Source organism: Actinomadura luteofluorescens (genome assembly GCF_013409365.1).
In the GTDB taxonomy this organism is placed as follows: Bacteria; Actinomycetota; Actinomycetes; order Streptosporangiales; family Streptosporangiaceae; genus Spirillospora; species Spirillospora luteofluorescens.
In genome coordinates this window covers 6647757-6670063 of record NZ_JACCBA010000001.1, presented here as the reverse complement: position 1 = coordinate 6670063, position 22307 = coordinate 6647757, and the positions used below count along the sequence as shown (strand labels likewise).

Annotated in this window: 18 protein-coding genes and 1 pseudogene; 5 read left to right on the top strand and 14 right to left on the bottom strand. The window is 70.9% G+C overall.

All coding sequences use genetic code 11. The annotated features are described in order from the left end of the window. Positions 1–4: 4 nt before the first annotated feature. From BJY14_RS31090 to ilvE, 3 genes are read right to left on the bottom strand one after another with little or no spacing between them, the layout of a single operon-like run. Positions 5–619 (bottom strand): alcohol dehydrogenase catalytic domain-containing protein, encoded by a 615-nt coding sequence (locus BJY14_RS31090; RefSeq protein ID WP_179846869.1) that lies wholly within the window; start codon positions 617–619, stop codon positions 5–7. After that, the gene (locus BJY14_RS31085) at positions 616–1020 is read right to left on the bottom strand and encodes a cupin domain-containing protein (protein ID WP_218905667.1); all 405 of its coding nucleotides are present in this window, start codon (positions 1018–1020) and stop codon (positions 616–618) included. Before BJY14_RS31085 ends, BJY14_RS31090 begins: the two co-directional genes overlap by 4 nt. Beyond that, positions 1017–1952 carry a branched-chain-amino-acid transaminase gene (gene ilvE / locus BJY14_RS31080; protein WP_179846868.1) on the bottom strand — a complete coding sequence of 312 codons (936 nt, stop codon included), beginning with the start codon at positions 1950–1952 and terminating at the stop codon, positions 1017–1019. Before ilvE ends, BJY14_RS31085 begins: the two co-directional genes overlap by 4 nt. 672 nt (positions 1953–2624) lie before the next feature. Between ilvE and BJY14_RS47825 the strand changes: the two are divergent. Both BJY14_RS47825 and BJY14_RS31070 read left to right on the top strand, forming a co-directional pair. After that, positions 2625–3191, top strand: a pseudogene (locus tag BJY14_RS47825) (TerD family protein); the annotation flags it as partial. 1903 nt (positions 3192–5094) lie between these two features. Then, positions 5095–7860 (top strand): tetratricopeptide repeat protein, encoded by a 2766-nt coding sequence (locus BJY14_RS31070; RefSeq protein WP_179846866.1) that lies wholly within the window; start codon positions 5095–5097, stop codon positions 7858–7860. A gap of 25 nt (positions 7861–7885) precedes the next feature. Here BJY14_RS31070 and BJY14_RS31065 read toward each other — a convergent pair whose 3' ends face one another. Together BJY14_RS31065 and BJY14_RS31060 are read right to left on the bottom strand one after the other, a co-directional pair. Beyond that, positions 7886–9070 carry a VWA domain-containing protein gene (locus tag BJY14_RS31065; protein WP_179846865.1) on the bottom strand — a complete coding sequence of 395 codons (1185 nt, stop codon included), beginning with the start codon at positions 9068–9070 and terminating at the stop codon, positions 7886–7888. 115 nt (positions 9071–9185) lie between these two features. Beyond that, positions 9186–10304, bottom strand: coding sequence for a cupin domain-containing protein (locus BJY14_RS31060; protein ID WP_179846864.1), 1119 nt, complete (start codon positions 10302–10304; stop codon positions 9186–9188). Positions 10305–10386: 82 nt separating this feature from the next. Between BJY14_RS31060 and BJY14_RS31055 the strand changes: the two genes are divergently transcribed. Both BJY14_RS31055 and BJY14_RS31050 read left to right on the top strand, forming a co-directional pair. Then, positions 10387–11208 (top strand): HpcH/HpaI aldolase family protein, encoded by an 822-nt coding sequence (locus BJY14_RS31055; RefSeq protein WP_218905665.1) that lies wholly within the window; start codon positions 10387–10389, stop codon positions 11206–11208. A gap of 27 nt (positions 11209–11235) precedes the next feature. After that, positions 11236–12225 (top strand): LacI family DNA-binding transcriptional regulator, encoded by a 990-nt coding sequence (locus tag BJY14_RS31050; RefSeq protein ID WP_179846863.1) that lies wholly within the window; start codon positions 11236–11238, stop codon positions 12223–12225. A 14-nt stretch (positions 12226–12239) separates the two neighbouring features. Here the strand turns inward: BJY14_RS31050 and BJY14_RS31045 are convergent, their stop codons facing one another. From BJY14_RS31045 to hisD, 3 genes are all read right to left on the bottom strand, one after another. Beyond that, positions 12240–12749 carry an alpha/beta fold hydrolase gene (locus tag BJY14_RS31045; RefSeq protein WP_312879804.1) on the bottom strand — a complete coding sequence of 170 codons (510 nt, stop codon included), beginning with the start codon at positions 12747–12749 and terminating at the stop codon, positions 12240–12242. Between the two features lie 198 nt (positions 12750–12947). Beyond that, a complete protein-coding gene (locus tag BJY14_RS31040) occupies positions 12948–13742 on the bottom strand; it encodes an SDR family NAD(P)-dependent oxidoreductase (RefSeq protein ID WP_179846861.1) in 795 nt (264 codons plus the stop codon). Next, positions 13735–15063 carry a histidinol dehydrogenase gene (gene hisD / locus BJY14_RS31035; protein ID WP_179846860.1) on the bottom strand — a complete coding sequence of 443 codons (1329 nt, stop codon included), beginning with the start codon at positions 15061–15063 and terminating at the stop codon, positions 13735–13737. The genes BJY14_RS31040 and hisD overlap by 8 nt, the downstream gene beginning before the upstream one ends. 143 nt (positions 15064–15206) lie before the next feature. Between hisD and BJY14_RS31030 the strand changes: the two genes are divergently transcribed. Beyond that, positions 15207–16169, top strand: coding sequence for a LysR family transcriptional regulator (locus tag BJY14_RS31030; protein ID WP_179846859.1), 963 nt, complete (start codon positions 15207–15209; stop codon positions 16167–16169). Here the strand turns inward: BJY14_RS31030 and BJY14_RS31025 are convergent. The 6 genes from BJY14_RS31025 to BJY14_RS31000 form a co-directional block, all read right to left on the bottom strand. Beyond that, positions 16162–17028, bottom strand: coding sequence for a nitrilase-related carbon-nitrogen hydrolase (locus BJY14_RS31025; protein WP_246396176.1), 867 nt, complete (start codon positions 17026–17028; stop codon positions 16162–16164). The two genes, BJY14_RS31030 and BJY14_RS31025, sit on opposite strands and share 8 nt — an antisense overlap. A gap of 23 nt (positions 17029–17051) precedes the next feature. Then, positions 17052–18230, bottom strand: coding sequence for an ester cyclase (locus tag BJY14_RS31020; protein WP_218905664.1), 1179 nt, complete (start codon positions 18228–18230; stop codon positions 17052–17054). Continuing rightward, positions 18227–19204 (bottom strand): ABC transporter substrate-binding protein, encoded by a 978-nt coding sequence (locus BJY14_RS31015; RefSeq protein WP_179846858.1) that lies wholly within the window; start codon positions 19202–19204, stop codon positions 18227–18229. Before BJY14_RS31015 ends, BJY14_RS31020 begins: the two co-directional genes overlap by 4 nt. Positions 19205–19212: 8 nt before the next feature. Next, complete coding sequence (locus BJY14_RS31010; protein WP_179846857.1) at positions 19213–20289, bottom strand: ABC transporter permease; 1077 nt, start codon at positions 20287–20289, stop codon at positions 19213–19215. After that, complete coding sequence (locus BJY14_RS31005) at positions 20286–21059, bottom strand: ATP-binding cassette domain-containing protein (protein ID WP_258944021.1); 774 nt, start codon at positions 21057–21059, stop codon at positions 20286–20288. The genes BJY14_RS31010 and BJY14_RS31005 overlap by 4 nt, the downstream gene beginning before the upstream one ends. Before the next feature lie 266 nt (positions 21060–21325). Next, positions 21326–22252 carry a LysR family transcriptional regulator gene (locus BJY14_RS31000; protein ID WP_179846856.1) on the bottom strand — a complete coding sequence of 309 codons (927 nt, stop codon included), beginning with the start codon at positions 22250–22252 and terminating at the stop codon, positions 21326–21328. Positions 22253–22307: the final 55 nt, after the last annotated feature.

Sequence of the window (22307 nt, the reverse complement as noted above, 5' to 3'; positions counted from 1 at the left end):
AGACCTACCGCCGCCGGCCTCCAGGACGAGGTCGAATTCTGCCCCCCACCCCTTCGACGCCGACGACGACCTCGGCGGTGCCGAGCGCGGCGAGCCCTTCGCCGCGCTCGGGCCTGCCGACCACCGCCGTCACCTCGGCCTTGAACCGCCGCGCCAGCTGGACGGCGAACCGGCCGACCCCGCCGGCCGCACCCGTCACCAGAACCCTGGCCCCCGCCAGGTCGCCTGCCATGCGCAACGTCCGCAGCGCGGTCAGCCCGGCGGTCGGCAGCGTCGCCGCCCACTCGACCGTGAGCCCGTCCGGGATGACGGCGAGCCGGGCCGCGGGGACCGCGACCCGCTCGGCCCAGCTCCCGCCGTCCGCGATGCCGAACACCCGCGTGCCCGGGAGCAGGTGACCGGCGGCCCGTGCGGTGCCGGACTCTTGGTCCGCCACAACGCCCGCGAAGTCCCAACCCGGCCGCCAGCCTGCGGTCGCCGACGTCAGACGGTGCAGTTCACCCCGGTTGACCGAGACGGCTTGCACGTCGACCAGCACCTCGCCGGCGGCGACGGAGGGCTCGGGCACCCGGACCAGCTCGACCAGGCCGTCGTCGCCGGTCGCGGACAGGGCTCTCATGATCCGGCCGGCCAGCGCGGAGGCGAATCGGGTGCCCAGTCCAGCCCGTCCCAGTCGCTCCGGACGGGAGAGAACGCCTCGACGACCACCGCACCGTCGGCACCGGCACGTACCTCGTGCGGCACGTCCGCGTGGATCCGCCAGACGCCGCCGGGGCCGAACTCGCGCGTTTCCGCACCGATGGTGAACCGCAGGGAGCCTGCCAGACAGAGGCCGACCTGCTCGTTCCGGTGCCGATGCGCCGGCACCACACCGCCGGGCGGGATCTCCACGACCGCCAGCGTGATCAGCTCGCTCTCGACGACCCTGGCGACGACGTCCTGCCAGATGCGCAGTGGCCGGATCGAGCCCAGCTCGTTCAGGGCGTTCGAAGTCCCGTCCCACCTGTTCGACTCGTTCACGCCTCCGCCTCCGTGCCGAATACGGGAGTGGTCCACTCGTGGTGCCGGTCGCCGCCTCGCCGGGCGATCGACGACAGTTCGCGCTGCAGGGCCAGCGTCGTCTCTCCCGGCTGCCCGTCGCCCACCCGGCGTCCGTCCACCTCGATGATCGGGGCGACCATGGCGGCCGTGCCGCACAGCAGCGCCTCGTCGCAGGCGTACAGCTCCGAGCGGTGGACACGACGCTGCACGACGGTGACACCGAAGTCCTCGGAGAGCAGTTCGGTCACCTGGCGACGGGTGATCCCCTCAAGGATGTCGTCGGTCGCCGCAGGTGTGGCCCATGCGTCCCCGGAACGCACCAGGACGTTCGACGTCGTCGCTTCGGCCACATAGCCGTCGGTGGTCAGCAACAAGGCCTCGTCGAACCCGCGCTGGATCGCCTCCGTCTTGGCCAGCGCGGGGCCGACATAGCTCCCGATCACCTTGGCGCGGTTGGGCACGGCGACATCCGTGCCGCGCCGCCAGGTGCTCACCATGCACCGGATGCCCCGCGGATCGATGTAGTCGCCGGGCATCGGGGTGGCCGGGATGCACAGCCGGCTTCCCGAATCGTGCATCCGGACGGCGAGCTGCTCCCCGGCCAGGAACAGCAAAGGGCGGACGTAGCTGTCGGCGCGCACGTCGTTTCGGCGCAGGAGTTCACAGGTCACCGCCACCAGATCCGCGGGCGGACACCCCAGCCGGAGGCCGAGGATTCGCGCGGAACGCTCCAGCCGCTCGTAGTGCGCCAACGCCTCCAGGAGAAAGAGCTCTCCCCGCTCCTGGTTCCACGTGGCCCGGATGCCCTCGAAGGTTCCGGTTCCGTACGAGACGACGTTCGCGAGAACACTCAGTCGCGCCGCATCCGAAGAAACGAATTCGCCATCGACGAAGACCACGTCGTAGGGCACGCCGAAAACGGCGCGATCCCGTGGTTCGACTTCTACTTGTACACCCAACGCGCTGACCTCACCTTCACCGAGGGCCGCCTGTCAGCAGCACGTTAAGCCGGTCACCACGTTAAGCACAATCGAAGGCTTCTTAATAAAGCCTTCAGCAACCCTGTAAGCGATACCGCACCCCTTAATCGGCCACCTGGCCTCGCCGGGGATGCACCGCAAGCCACTTACCTGCCGGCACGTCCACGCAATCCCCTTACGACGGGGAAAGGCTGCATTCTCGAATTCATCGTGACGAGCGAAGCCGCATGCGCCGCCGAAAGAAAGACCTGCACACGTCGCAGATATGTAGAGTGCGTCCACTTTTCCCCACGGCGGTGCCCGCGAGCCTTCGACCCAGCCGCCTACAAGCATCGAAACGTTCTCGAACGCCGCAACGGCCGCCTTGATCAATGGCGCGGTATCGCCCACTGGAGGAGCGTCGCCCTGCATCCCTGACGTCAGAGTGTCGCGCCGGTTGCCAGTTGATTCATTGGCGAGGCGCAGACTCATGTTGGCCGGGTGCGGCCCCTTGGACACAGAGGGTCTTGACCAGCGGGCCGGTCAACGTACATTGGCTTTCCGTGTGCGGGTGATCGCCCTCCGTGTTTTCACGGATCCGGGGCTTCACTGCTCCCTCTGCGCATGCGAGGTACTACCAGTCGAGGAGCCGAAGTGCAGCAGATGTCCAAGGGCGCCAACATCGACCTTTCCAGCCTCACGACCGCAGCCGGGCCTTTGACGGTGGCGCTGAGTTGGATCGATCCTTCGGGCGAAGGAGAAGCCGATGTCTCGGTGCTCTTGATCAACAGCGAGGGCAAGGTCGGCAGCGACGCCGACTTCGTCTTCTACAACCAGCCCACGACCGCCGACGAATCAGTGCGGCTGCTCGGCAAATCACCCACTGCCACGGGAAGCGAGGATCGTATCCTCGTCGACCTCGGCACCCTGCGCCCGGATGTACAGCGAGTGGTCATCGCCGCCAGCCGCTACGCCGGAGCGACCTTCGGCGCCTTGGACGAGCTGTGCCTGACGATCTCTGATAGCACCGGAGCCGAGCTGCTGAGCTTCCCCATCAGAGACGCCGACAGCGAGACCGCGTTCATCTTCGGAGAGCTCTACCGTCGAGAAGACAGCTGGAAATTTCGAGCCGTCGGTCAGGGATACGCATCCGGACTCGCCGGGCTGGCCGCCGACTTCGGCATCAGCGTCGACGACAGCGAGGAGCAGCAATCCGATCCGGCGCCTGCGGATCTGCTCGCCGCCGACGGTCCGGGTGCCATCGCCGATCAGGCGACACCAGAAGCGTCCCCCACCGGGAGCAAGCGTCCCCAGAGGGTCCGGACGGCCAAGAAGAAGGTCACGGCACCCAAAGCAGCAAAGGTCAGCCTGGCCGAGCACCCTTCCTGGCAGCATGCACGACTGTTCTCGGTCACCGCGCTGCGCAATGACCAGGAGCGCGAAGCGCGCGCCACAGCCACTCTGCTGGCGGTGATGGCCCAGGTCCCTGAGTTCGGCCGGCGTCTGACCGCGCGCTTCAACGCCCCGGCCGGCACCATCCAGACCTTCGCCGAGGCGAGCTTCAAGCACGGCGACAGCAAGGTCCGGCCCGACGGAGTGCTGCGTGTCGCCCGAGCGGGCAGGATCTGGACCGCCCTCATCGAGACCAAGACCGGCGGCAACCCCCTCAAGGCCGACCAGGTCGAGGCCTATCTGCAGGTCGCAGCCCGGCATGGCTACGAGACCGTGATCACTTTGTCCAACGACCTGGCGCTGACCAACGAGCACCCCCTCCAGGTCGACAAACGGCTGTTGCGCAAGGTCGCGCTGCGCCATCTGTCCTGGGCCGAGGTCGCCCACGAAGCCGACATGCTCTGTCATCACGACGGTGTGGCCAATCCCGTCCACGCGTGGCTGCTGAGCGAACTGCTGCACTACCTGCGCCAGGACAATGCGGGCTGCCAAGGCTTCCGCGACATGGGCGCCGCCTGGGTCCCGGTCCGCAACGCCGTCACCACCGGCACACTCCGCCTGGGCGACCGCCGCGCCATGCACGTCGCCGAAAGCTGGGAGAAACTCATACGTCAACTGTGCCTGCGCCTCAGTGGCCAGACCGGCTTGACCATCGCCCCTGTCCTGCGCAAACGGCGGGACGGTGACGCCTCAGTTCGCCGCCTGCAGACCGTCACCTCACTGGTCGAGACCGGACGCATGAGCGCCGAAATCCGGATCCCCAGCGCCGGCGGCCCCATCCTCCTCGAAGCCGACCTGCGCACCGGTCAGATCGAGACCACCATAGAGATCTCCGCGGCAGCCCGCGCACGCTCCCTCACACGCGTCCAATGGCTACTGCGCCAACTCTCCGAGGCCCCGCCCGAACTGCGCATCGAAGCGCTCACCGCCGGGCACGACACCGGCCCGTGCGATCTGCTGAAGAACCTCATCGCCGAACCCGGCCTCCTCGTGCCCGATGGCGCCGAGCAGATCACCTCGTTTCGGCTGACCCTGTCCTCCAGCATGGGCACCAAACGAGGCACCGAGGAGACCGGCTTCGTCCGCAGTATCGACCTGGCCATGGACCGCTTCTACCAGGAGATTCTGCTCGTGCTGAAACCCGACAGCACACAGTAGATCCGCTGACCTTCACACAGGGAGGTGGCCGTCGGTCAACGGTCCGGCATCGCGCCGGACCGCATGTGACGCGGGCCAACTCACCGCCGTCCTCACACAGCCACAGCGTTCACGCGTTCAAAGGATGCCGATGATGCGCGGTGTCGTGTGCTTGTCGATTCCTCGGGCCGGGCGGGAATGATGTCAAGGCGTCGGGCTCCACATCTCACTGATGCCCCAAGTTCTAGTTCAGGGCAAATCGCGAGAATCTTCGACCAAGCCTCTGAGTTGGGTTTTGAAATAGACGCCTTTGAGGAAAGTCTGGCGGGAGGATTGAGGCCGGAATCGGTCATCTGATTGGTTCCTGGCGAGTGGGGGTGTTTGCTGGGTGGGTATTTGGTGTGGGTTCGGGAGTGGGGCGGCAGGGGGCGTCTTCGGTGGAAGAGTTGGGATTTGTTTTGGGTGACGGGTTGTTGGTGGTCCTTGATGTGAGTGCCGACGGCTGATGGAAGAGCCGCGGATTCCGCCGCCCATGTGGGCTGTGGCGTCCGGTAATGCCGTCGTCTATCAGGCAGGACGCGACATCAATCTGGGGGCGCCCGCCTATCGGTTGGAGCGTCTGCGGCCCGGGCCGTCTCCGCTGTCGTTCGAGGACGCCCGGCGGCGGCCTGGGCGGTTGCTGGCCGCTCGGCAGCGGGTGGTCGGCTTCAGTGGCCGGGCGGCGGAACTGGGCACGTTGACTCGCTGGCGCGATACGTCCGGCAGGGCCGCGGTGCGGTTGGTCAACGGCACCGGTGGCCAGGGCAAGACACGCCTGGCCGAGCGCTTCGCCGAAGTGTCGGCGGACGCCGGATGGACGGTCCTGGTGGCCCGGCAAGGGCACGCCGTTCCTCGGGCTGCCAGCGCGGAAGCGGACTCCGATCGGCTGCTCGTCCTCGTCGACTATGCCGAGCGCTGGATCTTGGACGATCTGCTCCAGATGATGCACGAACTGGCGGGTCCGGATCGCAGCCGTGTCCGGTTCCTGCTGACGGCCCGGCCCGTGGGCATGTGGTGGTACGGGTTGGCGCATCGCCTGGAGAACGACCTCGACCTGTCGACCGAGGCCATGTCGTTGCCCGTGCTCGCCGCGTCAAGGGGGCGGCGCAGGGCGGAGTTCGTCCATGCCCGCGATTGCTTCGCCGCGGCCATGGGGGTGCCCGACGCCGAGGCGATATCCCCATCGGCGGCTTTGGCCGATGACGCCTACTCTGTCGCGCTCACCATTCACATGGCGGCGCTGGCTGCGGTCGACGCGCATCTACATGCCGAGACCGCGCCTGAGGATCCCGGTCAACTGTCGGATTATCTGCTCGGACGCGAGTACGACCATTGGCGCGAGTTGCATGCGCGTCCGGGTGATTTACCTGCCGTCGATCCGGTCACCATGGGCCGGACGGTCTTCGCCGCCTCGCTCACCGGCCCGCACGACCACGCGCAGGGCACCGCTCTTCTCCAGCGGGCCGGGCTCGCAGCCGATCGGGCCGCCGCGCAGCCGATACTCGACCGCCACGCCCGGTGCTACCCGCCGCAGGACCCGGTCACCGTCCTGGAACCGCTGACGCCCGACCGGCTGGCCGAGGACTTCCTCGCCCTCCGCCTCCCGGGTCTCCGCTCCGGCCGGGCCGCCGATCCTTGGGCGGCCACGGCACTGCGCGACCTGCTGGAGCAGCCACCGGCCCGCACGCGGCAGGCGCTCACCATGCTGATCGAGACGGCGGCTCGCTGGCGGCATGTCGGGCGCGACCACCTGTATCCGCTGCTGACGGAGCATCCCCGGCTGGCACTGGCCGCCGGTGGCGCCGCGCTCGTCACGCTGGCCGAAACGCCCCATCTGGACCCGGCGGTGCTGGAAGCGATCAACCCGCTACTGCCGGACCATCACGTCGACCTCGACATCGGAGCGGCGGCGTGCGTCGAGCGGCTCACCGCCGAACGCCTGGCCACGACGACGGACCCCGCCGAACAGAGCCGGCTGCACTACTCCGCGGGCGTGCGCCAGGGGATCGCCGGGCTGGTCGGGCAGGCGGCTCCACGGCTCCAGCGCGCCGTGGACGATCTCGCTCGGCTCCCCGACGAGCGGTTGCCCGAGGTGCGGAACCAGCTCGCGGCGGCACTGTTCAACCTGGGGATCGCGTTCCTTCATCAAGGGCGGTACCAGGCCGCGGCCGACCGGCTACAGCGGGCGGCCGCCATCTACGCCCTTCACGACGCGGTCGACCAGCTCGCCATGTGCGCGGACATGCTGCAAGCCGCCATGGCCCATCTGGGTGACCAGCGTCAAGCGCTCGTCCTCGCTACGCAGGCGGAGCAGGTTCTGCGAAAGAACTGCAGCGCGCTTCCGGAGTCACAGGCGGTGTTCGGCCGCGCGGTGCTCAATCTCGGTAACCGGTTGGCCTCGTACGAGAGGAACACCGAAGCCCTTGAGAAATCCACGGAAGCGGTGGGCATCTTCCGCCGGCTGGTGGAGGACGACAGGGACGCCTATGCGCCGGACCTGGCGCGCGCGCTCGTCAACCACGCTCAAGACCTGGCCGATGCCGGGCGCACCGAGCAGGCAGTGGAGGCCTCCGCGGAAGCCGTCCGGCTCCACCAGGCCATGTGCCACCTGAATCCCGTCGGCTACCACACGGATCTTTTCAAGTCGCTGGTCAATCACTGCGCGCAGCTGGCACGGCTCGGTCGGCACACGGAGATGGCCGATCTCGCCGCCGAGGCGCTGCGGATGACCCGGGAACCGCCTGCCGGGGCGGTTCCGCTCCCCACTTCACTGAATGCGGCCGGACACGCCAAGGTCGCGACCTGGCTCCTGACGGTGGACGAGGCCAAGGCCTCCGAGATCGCTCGGAAGGCCCTTGAGCTGACGGGTACGGTCGAGCCGACGGATTCGTCGGAGCACCGCCGGACTCTCGCTCGCAGCCTCATGCCGATGGGGCTGGAACTGGGCAGGGTCGGACGTCGCAGCGAGGCGATACCGGCCCTGGAGGCCGCGGCGGCGCTGTACCGGCGGCTCGGACCCGTCGATGCAGAAGGCCAGAGCGTCTTCCAGATCACTGGCTATCTGAAGTCGCTGACCCCCGAGCGTTTCGCCGAACACATGAGCAAGCTCGGCAGCCAGGTGCAGCAGAGAATGCTGACCGACCGGCCTCCAGCACCGCCTTCGCGGCGTCCGGTCGAGCGCGTCCAGCCGAAGAGAACCTCACGCCGCGAGCGGCGCAAGGGCGGTTCCTGAGAGGCCCTCGCGGAGCCCGGCTTTTTCAGTTCGAGCCCAGCGGCAGTCCGTGGGCCTTCGCTGATTTCAGCCAGCTGGGGAACTCGGAGAAGATGCGCTGGTAGAGCTCTGTGTCGGTGATGTTGGCTATGTCGTCCACCGCGAAGAAGCCGGCGTTGTCGATGAGACGTCCGTCCAGGGTGTCGAGCTTTTCGAGAATGCCGTACCGGCCGTGGCCGAGGCCGATGAACTGCCAGAAGACCGGCCGGTTCGACGCCTCGCGCAGGAGGCGGGCGATCTGCGCGTTCTTGGCCACGCCGCCGTCGGAGAAGAACAGGACCAGGGCGGGTTCGCCATGACGAGCCGCGTAGAACGCGAGGATGTCCTCGATCACCTGGGGCTCGTTGTTGCGGCCGCCGAGGCTGACGCGGCTTCCGTCGGCGGCGACGGCCTCGTGCATGCGCACGTTGTCGTGCGTCCACGCCTCGATCTCGGCGACCCGCAGCGGCGGGAGCCGCGCGAACTCCGTCGCGAAGATCCACGCGTCCAGCGCGCCGTCGTCGTCCACCTGGAGCGCGATCGCCGCCATCCGCTCGACGATCTCGGCGACCACGCCCTCCTTGAAGAGCCTGCGCATCGAACCGGAGGCGTCCAGCACGACGGCGACGCGAGCCCGCAGCCCGCCGATGCCCTTCTTCTCCAGGGAGACGCGGACGGTCTCCTTGCGCAGCGAGATCCGCTTTCGCGGGTCCACCTCGGGCGGTCGCTCGTCGGTCACGTCCACGCCGAGGTCGGTGGCCAGGCCGGCGAGGCCGCTCGCCCATCCCTGCCCGACCGCCCTGACCTTCCACGCCCCGGCCCGCCGGTACACCTCGACCACGACCGCCACCGTCTCCCCCGCCGACATCGCCGGGGCGTCGAACCAGGGGCCTCCGTGGACGTCGGCGCGGAGCGGGATGCCGTCGAACGTCCCCGGCCCGTCCACGCTGGCGACGAGCGCGATGGTCGAGACGCCGGCGGGCATCCCGTCCAGGTCGATGACGACCTCGGCGCCCTCCAACCGGACCCCGTCCTGAGCGGGATGGTTGAAGAAGACCAGGTCGTCGTCCGACCGAACCCTCCGGTCATCGCCCAGGAGCACCGCCGACACGTCGATCGGCGTTCCGGCGGCGGTCACGGCGACCCTGACACGACCACCGTCCAGCGCGGCGTTCTCCCCCTTGCGCAGCATCGCCCGCTCCCTCCCCGACCTGTGCCCGCAACCCCTCATCACGTCCGACGCCAGCCGGTCGTACAGGGTTTACAGCAGGCTCCCGACACCCGTGGAAGCACGTGCGGGGGCCCGGTCAGGCGTGGAGAAGGTCGGCTGCGGCGGTGTAGCCGTTCGGGTCGATCACGGTGCCCTGCTGCTCGGCCAGGGCGGTGACGGCGGGATCCCAGTGGACGCGAGCCCGGCCCTCGCCGCCGGTGATGACGACCATCTCGCCCTGCTCGGGGCCTATGCTCTCGAAGCGCCGCCAGGCTCCCACCGGGACCGACAGGGTGTCGTAGGGGCCGAGCTCCGCGGAGACCGGGTTCTCCCGGTTCAGGGTGATCCGCCAGCGGCCGCCGGTGACGATCAGCACCTGGGACTCGTCCACCGCGTGGGTCGACATGCCGCGTCCGGTGGCCGCGCGCAGGCGCGCGAGGCTGAAGCCGTGGGGGTCGGCGAGGCGCGGATGCTGGTCGCGGTCCTCGGTGATCCCGTAGCCGACGACGGCGGCCAGTTCGGCGCCGCCGGTCTCCAGCGCGGAGTCGAGGAACGGGGCCGTCGACCAGCGCAGGTCGGACGGGCGGGCCAGGCGGGTGCGCATCTCCTCGACGCCGATCCTGCGGAGCGTGGCGAGCTGGGCGTCGGTCAACGGGCGCTTCAGCTCCACCCCGCGGGGGTACTCGCCGGGTTCGGTCTCGATGAGGCGATTGTCCGAGGTGAGGTGCAGGCCGTGCTCGGCCGCTTTCTCCAGGACGGACGGCGCCCAGATCAGGCCGCCGGAGCGGTCGCGTCCGAGGGCGGTGAACAGGAACGCGTCGTCCGTGCCCACGCTGGTGAAGCCCCGGAACACCCAGGTCGGGATCGAGATGACGTCGCCGGGACGGACGGTCGCCTCGCCGTCGTCGCCGTGGACGCCCCAGCGGAACCGCCATTCGCCGGCCATGCAGACGAAGACCTCGGCGGTGAAGTGGAGGTGGAGGTTGTTGGTGACGCCGGCCGGCATCGCCGCCGCCCCCAGGTTGAAGCCGTGCGGCGCGGTGACCGGGACGGCCTGCTCGGCGTTCTCGGAGACGCCCGGCCCGATCATCGGATAGTTGATCTTGTTTTCGGAGCCGGGGATCCTCGTGTCGATGAAGGCGGCGGTATCGGCGGTGAGGTCCTTGCGCAGGATCGTCCGGGAGGCGAGTTCGGCGGCGGACACCTCGGGGGGCATGGCCTTGATCCCTTCATGCAAACGTATGCGTAGTGATTCACGATTGCAGCGAGAAAGTACGTTGTCAACAGCGTGCTAACGTATGCACAAGTTTCACGGAGAGGCGGAGCACATGCGCGACAACCGGCTCAAGGAGCTGTTCGGCGCGGGCGAGACCGTGGTCAACGCGTGGGTGTCGGCCGACAGCGCCTATCTCGCCGAGACCCTCTCGCACGCCGGGTTCGACTCGGTGACCGTGGACCTCCAGCACGGCATGTTCGGGCTGGACGGCGCCGTCCGCCTGATCCAGGCCGTGTCCGCGGGGCCCGCCGTCCCCCTGGCGCGGACCCCGGCGCTCGACGCGGCCGTGATCGGCAAGCTGCTGGACGCCGGCGCGTACGGGATCATCTGCCCGGCCGTGGACGACCCCGTCCAGGCGGCGCGGTTCGTCGCCATGTGCAGGTACCCGCCGACGGGCGTGCGCAGCTACGGGCCGGCCCGCGCGAACCTCGCGCAGGTCCCCGGATACGTCGAACGGGCCGACGCGCAGATCCTGACCTGGGCGATGATCGAGTCGCGGGCCGCCCTGGACGCGGTGGAGGAGATCGCGTCGACGCCGGGGCTGGACGGTGTCTTCGTCGGCCCGAACGACCTCGCCCTCGCGCTGGGCGTCGAGCCCGGCCTGGCCGTCCCGCCGCCCGAGGTCGAGGCGGCCCTCGCCCGGATCGCCGAGGCCGCGCACGCGGCGGGCCGGATCGCGGGGGCCTTCGCGCTCGGCACCGAGGCCGCGCTGCGGCTCACCGGGCAGGGCTACGATTTCGTGACACCGGGCGGCGACATGGCCATCCTGCGGCGGGCCGCCGCGGAAGCCGTCGCGGCCGTGCGGGGGACGGCGGTGACCACGGCGCCGTCCGGCGGATACTGACCCGGCGGGTGGCGGAGGGACGGACGGATGCGAGTGACGAGCCTGGACGTGGCGCGCGCCGCCGGAGTGTCGCAGTCCACCGTGTCGCGGGCGCTGCGCGGCCACCCGGGCATCCCGCCCGAGACCGCGCGGCGCGTCCGGGAGGCGGCGGCGCGGCTGCGCTACGTCCCGAGCGAACGGGCGCGCGATCTGGTCACGCGGAGCAGCCGCCGCGTCGCGATGGTGGTCGATCTCGACAACCCGCTGTGGTCGCTCCTGGTCGGGCGGCTGTGCGACGAGCTGGACCGGCGCCGCTACCGGCTCTCCCTGATCGCCGAGCACGGTGATCCGGAGGACATCGAGTCGCATGTGCTCGGCGGCACGGTGGACGGCGTGATCGTCTCCACCGCGTCACGGGGCTCGCGGCTCCCGGGCGTCCTGCGCGAGCGCGGGGTGCCGGCGGTGCTGCTGCACCGCTACGCCGAGGACGTTCCGCTCGACGCCTGCGTCGCCGACGACCGGCTCGGCGCCCGGCTCGGCACCCGGATCCTGCTGGAGGCCGGGCACCGTGAGGTCGGCGCGCTGCTCGGACCGCGCACGGCGAGCACGGCGCGCGAGCGGGAGGACGGCTACCGGTCCGCGCTCGCGGACGCCGGGATCGACCCCGACCCGGCCTGGATCCGGCACGGGGGGTTCGACTTCGGGCACGGGCGTTCGGCGGTGGCGGCCATGGTCGCGGAGCGCCGGCTCCCGCGTGCGCTGTTCTGCGCGAACGACACGATCGCCCTGGGTGCGATGAACGGCGCGCACGAGCTCGGGCTGCGGGTGCCGGACGATCTCGCCCTGGTGGGCTTCGACGACCTGGAGCAGGCGGCGTGGCCGCTGGTCGGGCTGACCACGATCCGCGTGCCGTTCGAGGACATGCTGCGCAGCGCCGTGGACCGGCTCCTGGAGAGGATCGCGGGGGACGACGGCGGGCCGCGACGCGTCGTCCACCCCGTCGAGCCCGTCCTGCGCACCTCGCACGCGGGCGGCTGAGCGGGCCGCCGCGGTCACCTCGCGAGCCACCGCCGGAGCCGGGCGGCGACCTCGGCGGGACGTTCCAGAGGGGACATGTGCCCGCAGTCCGGGACGACCTCGTGGCGCGCCGTCCGAATCGGCTCCGCAAGCGCCCGTTGGAGGGCGGGCGGGCTCACCTCGTCCAGCTCACCGCTCAGCACCAGGACCGGGACGTCGATCGCGGCCAGCGAGGGGTGGAGGTCGATCCGCGACGCCTGCGCGCGGAGCTGCCGCAGCAGGCCGTCCGGCCCCACGGTGCCGGCCATGCGCTCGTTGCGGGAGACCAGGTCGGGGTCGGCGCGCCGGACGGCGGGCAGCGTCGTCCGCGCCGACTCGGCGGCGACCGCCGCGAACTCGCCTCGTCCGACCCGTTCGGCGAGCCGCGCCCATCCGGCGCTGGGCGGACGAGCCCGCGCCGGCGCTGGTGTTGAGCAGCGCGAGCCGGGTGATCCGGGCGGGGGCGCGCCGCACGATCTCCATGGCGACGATGCCGCCGAGCGAATGGCCCGCCAGCGCGAACCGCGCGGGTGCCCCGTCGAGCACCCTCGAGGCGAGGCCGGCGATCGAGTCGTCGAGGTCGATGCGCGGGCGCAGGACGTCCGTCTCCGGTCCGAGCGCCGCGACCACGCCGTCCCAGACCGTGGCGTCGCCGAGCATGCCGGGCAGGAGCACCAGCGGGTCCGGGCCCGGGGCGGCGCCGCTCACCGCGCGACCATGCCGGCCGACAGGTCGATGTCGGCGCAGTGCAGCCCCGACATCATCAGCATCGCCACCACGGCGCGTCCGACCTCGTCCTCTTCGATGAGGCGGCCGAGAGCGGCACGGGAGGCGAAGGCCGTCTCGGCCTCCTGCTCGGTGATGCCGAGGCGGGCGGCCTCCAGCCGGAAGTTGCGCTCCATGCGGGGGCCGCGGACGGGGCCGGGTGACAGCGAGTTGACCCGGATCCCGAGCGGGCCGACCTCCGCGCCGAGCGTGGTGGTGAGGCCGATCACGGCCATCTTCGAGGCGGTGTAGGGGGTGCGCATCGCCAGCGGCCGCTTGCCGCTCACGGACGCGATGTTGATGATGTCGCCGGAGCCGCGCGTGAGGAGGAGGGGGATCAGCGCGCGGCAGACGAGGTAGGTGCCGCGCACGTTGGCGGCGAACACCGCGTCCCACTCGTCCGGCTCGATCTCGGTGAGCGGCCTGACCGGTCCGGCGACGCCCGCGCAGTTGACCACGATGGACACGTCCTCGCCGGCGACCGCCGACGCCAGGGCCGCCACCGAGCCGGCATCGGCGACGTCGGCCTCGACGACGCGGGCGCCGGCGCCCCGGTCGGTCAGGAGCCGGGCCGTCTCCTCCAGGTTCGCCCGCGTGCGCCCCGTGGCGACCACCCGTACCCCGGCGTCCCCGAGGGCGAGGGCGATGGCGCGGCCGAGGCCGTTCCCGGCACCGGTGACCACCGCCGTCCGGCCGCGCACGCCGTCGAGCACATCGCCCGGCACGTCAGGCATCGGCGCGCACCCCCGTGAAGGAGTGGTCGCTCCACGGCAGTGCTCCGCCCCGGTACTTCGCGGCGCGGACGTCGCCGGAGCGGGCATGCCCCTCGAACAGCTCCACCCGGGCGGCGCGGCCGCACACCTCGCCGAGCATCGCGCTGGCCTCCGGGTCGGTCACCTCCTGGTAGGTGACGGTCTTGAGGTACTTGCCGACCCACAGGCCGCCGGTGAACCGGGCGCTGCCCCGGGTGGGCAGCACGTGGTTGGTGCCGATCACCTTGTCCCCGTACGACACGCAGGTGCCCTCGCCGAGGAAGAGCGCGCCGTAGTCGTGCATCTTCTCCAGGGCCTGCCGCGGTTCGCGGGTGAGGACCTGGACGTGCTCGGAGGCGAAGGTGTCGGCGACGGCGAAGGCCTCGTCCAGGTCGTCCACGACGAGGACCTGCCCGTGGTCGCGCCAGGCCGGCGCGGCGAAGTCGCGGGTCGGCATGTCGCCGAGGAGCCGTTCCACGTGCGCCATCGCCCTGCGCGCCACCTGCTCGCTGGTGGTGACCAGCACCGCCGGCGAGTCGGGGCCGTGCTCGGCCTGGCTCAGCAGGTCCACGGCCACCACGAACGGGTCCGCGGCGTCGTCGGCGATCACGAGGATCTCGGTGGGCCCGGCGAACAGGTCGATGCCGACCTCGCCGAACAGCTGCCGCTTGGCCTCGGCGACGTAGGCGTTGCCCGGTCCGGCGATCATGTCCACGCGCTCCATCGACTCGGTGCCGATCGCCAGCGCCGCCATCGCCTGGACGCCGCCGAGCAGGTGGATCTCGTCCGCCCCGGCGAGGTGCATCGCGGCGACGGTGGCGGCGGGCACCTCACCGCGGATCGGCGGTGTGCAGGCCGCCACCCGCGAGACCCCGGCGACCTTCGCGGTCACGATCGTCATGTGCGCGGACGCGGTGAGCGGGTAGCGCCCGCCGGGCACGTAGGCGCCGACCGCGCGGACCGGCAGGTTGCGCTGGCCGAGGCGCACCCCGGGCAGGGTCTCCACCTCGAAGTCGGTGATGGAGGCGCGCTGGCGTTCCGCGAAGGCCCGGACCTGCGCCTGGACCCACTCGATGTCCTCGATGACCTGCCTGGGCACCCGGGCGACGATCTCGTCGATCTGGCCCGCGGTCAGCCGGAAGGCGGCGGGGGTCCAGTCGTCGAAGCGGGCGGAGTGGTCGCGGACCGCCGCGTCGCCGCGGACGCGGACGTCGTCGAGGATGCCGCGGACGGTCTGCGCGACGCGGCCGTTGTCGGCGGCGATCTGCTCGGAGGCGACGGCCTCCTTCAGAAAGGTGATCATTTCGTCCTTCGGGCGGAGGGGATGTGAGACGGGAGGGACTCGTCCGCGGGCGCCCGGCGGGGGGTGCGTCCCATGGACAGGCTAGGGAGCGCAGAGAAACAGGACTAGACCGACTTATCCCACATTTGCCATAGGGTTCCCCTGTGACCCTGAATCAGCTGCGCGCGTTCCTGCTCACCGTCCGGACGGGATCCTTCACCGCCGCCGCGGCGGAGCTGAAGATGGCGCAGGCGTCGGTGTCGGAGCTCATCCGCCGGATGGAGGAGGAGGCCGGGCTGGCGCTGTTCATCCGGGGCGGCCGCCGGCTCGTCCTGACCTCGGCCGGCGCGGAGCTGCTGCCGTTCGCCGAGCAGGCCGTCTCCTCGGTGGACGAGGGGCGCGCGGCCCTGCGGTCCATCGGCTCCCTGGACGGCGGCGCCGTGACCTTCGGCCTGCTGCGCAACGCCTCCTACTACCTGCTGCCCGACCTCGCCCAGCAGTTCCACGAGGCGTTCCCGAACGTCCGGCTCCGGCTCGTCGGGCAGAACTCCAGCGAGGTCGCCACGGCCGTCTCCAAGGGAGAGCTGGAGGCCGGCCTGGTCGTGCTGCCGGTGGAGGACGCCGGGCTGCGGGTGACGCCGCTCATCCGGGACGAGGTCTTCTACGCCAGCGCCGACCCCGAACGGCTCGCGGCGCCCATGACGATCCACCGCATGGCGGAGGCCGACCTGGTCATGTACGACGCCCGGTACGGGTGGTCCGACCCGACCCGCCGCCAGATCGCCGAACGGGCCCAGCTGGAGGGGCTGCGGATCGAGCCGATCATCGAGGTGGAGCACGTCGAGGCGGCGCTGGCCCTGGTCGCCCGGGGCGTCGGCGACACGATCATCTCCCGGGCCGTCGCCGACAGCCCGTTCTGCCCGCCCGAGGTCGGGACCGTGTCGTTCGCCGAACCCCTGTACGACACCATCGCCTTCATCCAGCGCACGTCGTCGGTGCTGTCGCCGGGCGCCCGGGAACTGGCGCGGCGCGCGCGGAGCACCCTGCTGGCCGGGATCACCGATCCGGCGCAGCGCGTCTACCCGGCGACGGGAGGAACCGCCCGGCGCCGTCCCGGCGTCAGCTGACCTCGGTGCCGCCGGGCGCCGTGCGGCCGGTCCGCACGAGTTCCCCGTACAGTTCGGGCCGCCGGTCGGCGATGACGTCGGCCAGGTCGGTCAGCCGCTTCCCGCGCGCCGCGACGAGGTCGAGGTCGGCCGTCGCATGGCCGTCCTCCGTTCCGGTGCTCGCCCGGATCCAGCCGTCCGGGTCGACGAGGACGGTGCCCCGCGTCCACCGCTCCCCGCGTTCGAGCCCGGAGCGGTCGCAGCAGGCGACGAAGACGCGGCTGGCGCGGGCGGCGGCCATCGCGGCCACCACCTCGGGCGGATGCTCGCCGTCCGGGCGGGGCACCACCGGCCAGTTGGTCGGCACCGCGATCAGGTCGGCTCCCCGCAGCGCCAGGGCACGGGGCATCTCGGGGAATTCCAGGTCGTAGCAGACCAGCACGCCGATCCGGCCGTACGGGGTGTCGAGCACGGGCGGCTCCGCTCGGCCGGCCGTGAACAGCGTCTTCTCGCGGTCCCACAGGTGGACCTTTCGGTAGACGGCGCGCACCCCGGTTCCGTCCAGCACCACCGCGCTGTTGTGGACCCGGCCGTCCGCGGCCTTCTCGCAGAACCCGGCGACGACCACGGCGTCGCCGCGCGCCGCTTCGCCGGACCACTCCGCCAGCCGCGTGTCGTCCGCGCCGATGGACGCCCGCCGGGCCTCCTCCGCGCTCGCGAACAGGTAGCCCGAGGTCGTGAGTTCGGGCAGCACGACGATCCGCGCGCCGTTCGCGACGGCGGCGCGGATCGCCGAGCGGGCGCGCCGGATGTTGCCGGCCGGGTCGCCGAGGACGGGCGCGAACTGCACGCACGTCACCCGGGTCGCCATCGGTGCCATCTCCAGCTCCCCCCGTCGTCCGGTCAGAGCAGCGCGGCCGGCTCGTCACGGAGCAGTTGCGCCATCACATCGAACTCGTTGAACAGCGCCCACTCCTCGACGATCTCACCGTGCCGGACGTAGAGCTGCGACATGCCCCAGATGTGCACCTGGCGGCCCGTCGGGGCGCCGTACAGCGAGTAGCCCTTGTGGGTGCCCGCGCCGCCCCAGCGCACGCTGACCCGGTAGCCCTCGTCCGGGTTGCCCATCCAGTAGACCTCGTCGACGTGGACGCCGAGGTCCGGGAACGTCGCCAGAAGGGCGCGGGCCATCGCCCTCACCTGCGCCCTGCCGTAGCCCTGCCGGTTGGTGGCGCCGTACCAGCGGACGTTCGGCGCGTAGAACCGGTCGACGGCGCTGAGGTCGCGGCGGTTGTAGGTGTTGTGGAAGAGGGCGCGGACCCACTCCTCCACGTCGAACGGTCCGGAGGTGTCGGGTTCGGCGACGGCGACGGGTTTGCGCCCGCCCTGCAGCCGTTCCACCTCGGTCTGCTCGCGTTCGGTGTACGGCCGCAGCGCACCGGCGTTCCCGAACTCGCGGGCGCAGGCCGCCACGTCGAGGCCGAGCTGCTGCAGCTTGGCCGCCGTGTTGTAGAGGACCCACTCCTCGTAGATCTCGTTGTCCCCGATGACGCAGTTGGCGATCACCCAGGTGTTGACGCGGCGACGGGTCGGCGGGCCCCACCGCCAGTGGCCGGTGTGGTCGCCGATGTTCAGGGCGCGGTGGGACGTGACGAAGCCCTGCTCGTCGTCGCCCGCCCAGATGACCTCGTCGGCGTAGTGCCGCATGTTGGGGAAGGCGGCGATCGCCTGGATCGTTCCAGCGACCATCTCCTCGATCCCGTGCCGCGGGCCGCTGTCGTCGAAGACGCGGCAGCCCGGCGCGTAGGTGTCGTAGATGTAGCCGATGTCCTGGTCTTCCCAGATGCGGTGGGTGATCCGGACGATGTAGTCGACGATGTCGGTGTAGTGGTCCTCGAACCCGCGCAGCGACTGCTTCCGCCGGCTGTAGTCGCCGTCGGGGAGCGTCACGCCGCGGCCCTCCGATAGGGCGATCGAGAAGTCCGCCGGCATGACACGTCCGGTGGACGACACCTGCGGCGCGGACCGCGGGGCCCGCTCGCCCCCGTCGCGCGGCTCTCCCGGCTCGTTGGTCTCCGTCACTTGCCGCACTCTTTCTTGTACACGTACTTCTGGACTTCCGGCGTGGACAGGTTCGCCGGCGTCGCGAAGACGAGGTCGGAGTTCTGGTCGCGCGGCACCGGCTTGCCCGCCACCGCGTCCAGCGCCGACTGCACGCCGATCTGGCCCTCCTGGTAGGGGTGCTGGACGATGGTGCCGTCCATCTGCTTGCCGTTCAGCGCCGTCTCGATGGGTCCGGAGATGTCGAAGCCGATCAGCTTGACCTTCCCCGTCCGGCCCGATTCACGCAGGCCGGTGACGGCGCCCTCCGAGTTGGTGGTCGACATGGCGTAGATGCCGGTGAGCCTCGGGTTCGACGAGCTGGCGCTGGAGGCGATCGAGGACGCCTTGGCGGTCTCGTTCTTGCTGTACTGGGTGCCGAGGTACTTCATCCCCGGGTACTTCTTCAACTGGTCGGTGAACCCCTTGGCGCGCGCCTCGCCGAGCGGGTTGCCGGGGTCGTTGTTCAACCCCATGATCTCGCCCTTGCCGCCGGTGGCCTTGGCCATCTCGTCCGCGGCGAGCGCGCCGCCCTTGATGTTGTTCGAAATGATGTTGGTCGTCATGATCGAGCGGTCGTCCACGTCGCCGTCCACGCCGATGATCTTGATCCCGGCGGCCTTGGCGAGCTTGAGCGGCGGGATCAGCGCCTTGGAGTCGGCCACCGAGATCATGATCGCGTCCGGCTTGTCGGCCACCAGCGCGTTGACGATCGCCGACTGCTTCGCGGGGTCGAACTCCGGCGGCCCCTGCACGTCCAGCTTGGCGCCGAGCTCCTTCGCCTTCTCCTGCGCCCCGCACGCGACGGTGTTGTAGAAGGGGATGCCGGTCACGGCCGGGACGTAGACGATCCGCTTCTGACCGGCGTCCGAGCCCGACCCGGAGCCGCAGGCGGTGAGGGCCAGGGCGGCCACGCCGGCCGCGGCGGACAGCCGCATCGCGGTGCTGTATCTCATCAGGTCTCCTAGCTGCGATCGCGCCGGGCGCGCTTGAGGTGATCGACGTAGACGGCCGCGATCAGCACGAAGCCGATGACGACCTGCTGCCAGTAGGGCTGGACGTGGGTGACGACGAAGCCGTTCTGCAGGACGGCGGGGATGAAGATGCCGACGACGGTGCCGAGGATGGTGCCGATCCCGCCGAACAGGCTCGTCCCGCCGAGCACGACCCCGGTGATGACCTGGAGCGCGTCGGTGGCGTGGCCGGAGATCGTGGTGGTGGCGAAGCGGGTGAGCGACATCGCGCCCGCCACCCCGGCGAGGCCGCCGCTGACGGCGTACAGCTTGATCAGGTGCCGGTTCACGTTGATGCCGGCGCGGCGGGCCGACTCCTCGTTGGAGCCGACGAGGTAGGTGTGGCGGCCGAACCGGGTGAAGGCCAGGATGAGGCCGCCGACCAGCGCGACGACCGCCGCGACGTAGACCAGCCAGCTGAAGCCGAGCGGCCGGGACGTGGTGATCTTCAGCAGCGCGTCCGGCACGGTGGTGACGTCGTTGCCGCCCGTCATGATCTGGGACGCGCCGAGGGCCGCGCCCATGGTGCCGAGCGTGGTGATCAGCGCGGGGACCTTCAGCAGCGCGATGCACACGCCGTTCAGCACCCCCCAGGCGATGCCGGCGAGTACCGACGCCGCCATGCCCGCGACCACCACGGCCGCGCCGTCGCCGCCGATCGCGGACATCGTCTTCGCCATCACCACGCCGGAGAACACCAGCACCGACCCGATCGACAGGTCGAAGCCGCCCGCCACCATGACGTACGTCATGCCGACGGCCATGACCAGCAGCACCGAGATGTCCAGCGAGATGTTGCGGCCGGTCGCGGTGGTGGGGAACGCCTCCGGCCGCAGCACCGAGAACAGCAGGACGAGCAGCGCGAGCACCAGGCCCATGTAGGCCGGCGAGGTGGACAGGAACTTGCGCAGCGGGGACCGGTAGGCGATCTTCAGGGTGCCGCTCGCGTCGTCCGGCCCTCCGGCGGCCGCCGCGTTCGCCTCGTCCGCGACCTTCGCCGAGGTGGCCGATGCGGGGGTCTCGGTCATGCGGCCTTCCCTTCCAGAGCGCCGGTCATCGCGCCGACCAGCTGTTCCACGGTCGCCTCCGCCGCCCGGTACTCGGCGACGCGGCGGCCGAGCCGCAGCACCTGCACGCTGTCGGCGACCTGCAGCACCTCGGGCATGTTGTGGCTGATCAGCACGACCGCGATGCCCTTGTCCGCGACCCGCCGGATCAGCTCCAGGACCTTGCCGGTCTGCCGGACGCCGAGGGCCGCGGTCGGCTCGTCCATGAAGATCACCTTGTCGGCCCACATGACCGACCGGCAGATGGCGACGCTCTGCCGCTGGCCGCCCGACAGCGCGGCGACCGGGGCCTCGATGTCCTTGACGTCGGTGCCCATGTCGACGAACGCCTTCCGGGCCCGGTCCCGCATGGTCTTGCGGTCGAGGACGCCGAGACGTCCGAGGAGCCCGGGCTTGAGCAGCTCCCGCCCGGCGAAGACGTTCTCCGCCGAGCCGAGTTCCGGAGCGAGGGCGAGGTCCTGGTAGACGGTCTCGATGCCCATGTCATGGGCGCTCTCCGGCGAGCCGAAGGAGACCCGCTCGCCGTCCAGCAGGATCTCGCCCGCGTCCGGGCCGAGCGCGCCCGAAAGGATCTTGACCAGGGTGCTCTTGCCGGCTCCGTTGTCCCCGATCAGGGCCGTCACCTCGCCGCGTGCGACGGTGAAGTCGACTCCCCGGAGCACCTCGACGTGCCCGTAGCTCTTGCCGATGCCGCGGGCCTGGAGTAGCGGGTCCGCCATCTGTGATCTCACCGACCTTTCCTTCGGTCCTGGCGCGCGGACCGACGTCCGCCGCCGTCGACGGGGCGGCGGGCGCGCCGGGCCAGCCCGGTCGCCGCCGGCGGGACGCCGAACCGGCGGGAGGGTCGGCGTGTGCGCCGGCCCACATCGAGTGGCTTGGCGCGAAATCTACGAGCCGCCGGATCCGAAGGACAACGCCGAATGATCCTCTGCCTTCCACAGGTTTTTCCTGTGCGCCTTCGGAAAGCCCTGTGGCGTAAGGGCTGCCGCGCCTGCGGTCAGTTCCGCGGGCCGAGGATCCGGGCGTGCGGGTCGTCCTGCGCGAGACGGTGCAGATGGGCGCGGGCGAGCCGGATGAACTCGTCGGTCGCGGCCGACAGGCGCGCGCCGCGCCGCTGGATCACCGCGATCTCGTCGTGCAGCGGTTCCTCCAGGGAGGCGCTGTGGAGGCCGGCCCCGCGCGTGCGCAGCACGGTGCTCGCCACGATGGTGTCGCCGAGCCCCCGCCGGACGAGCTCGAGCGCCCCCTCGACCCGTTCGACCTCGACGTACGGGGCCACGGTCAGGCCGCGAGCCTGCATCCGCGTCGCCAGCTGCCGCCGGGTCGGGTCCACGCCGGCCCATGCCGCGTCGTAGAGGATCAGCCTTCCCCGGGCCAGCCGTTCCAGCGGCACCGGCCCGCGGGTCCGCCGCGGATCGGCGCTGACGTAGCGCACCTCGTCCCTCATGATCGAGGTGACGGCCAGGCTCTCGTCATCGACCGGCAGGACGACCAGGCCCGCCTCCAGGCGTCCGGCGCGGACGGCGTCGGCGACCTCGGCGCTGTTCTGCCCCGGGAGCCGGAGGCGCACCCGCGGATGCTCCCGCAGGAAGGTCTCGACGAGCGGGCCGACCAGGTAGTAGTCCGCGTTGCGGAACAGGCCGAAGTTCGCGAGGCCGCCTGTGAGGCCGCGGACGTCGGCCACCGCCCGCTCGGCTTCCTCGGCCGCCCGCAGGGTCGCACGGGCCTGGGGAAGCAGCGCCTGGCCGGCATCGGTGAGCTGCAGCACGCGCCCGCGCTCGAACAGGGCCGTGCCCACATGCCGCTCCAGCCGCCGGATCTGCTCCGAGACCGACGGGGTCGCCAGCCGCAGCCGCTCGGCCGCGGCGGAGAACGAGCCGGCCTCCACCGCGGAGACGAAGTACAGCAACTGGATCAGCGTCATTAAGGAATAGCCTTCCGCTTCCTAAGGAAAGAAAGGCTACCCCTTCGCGAAGTCG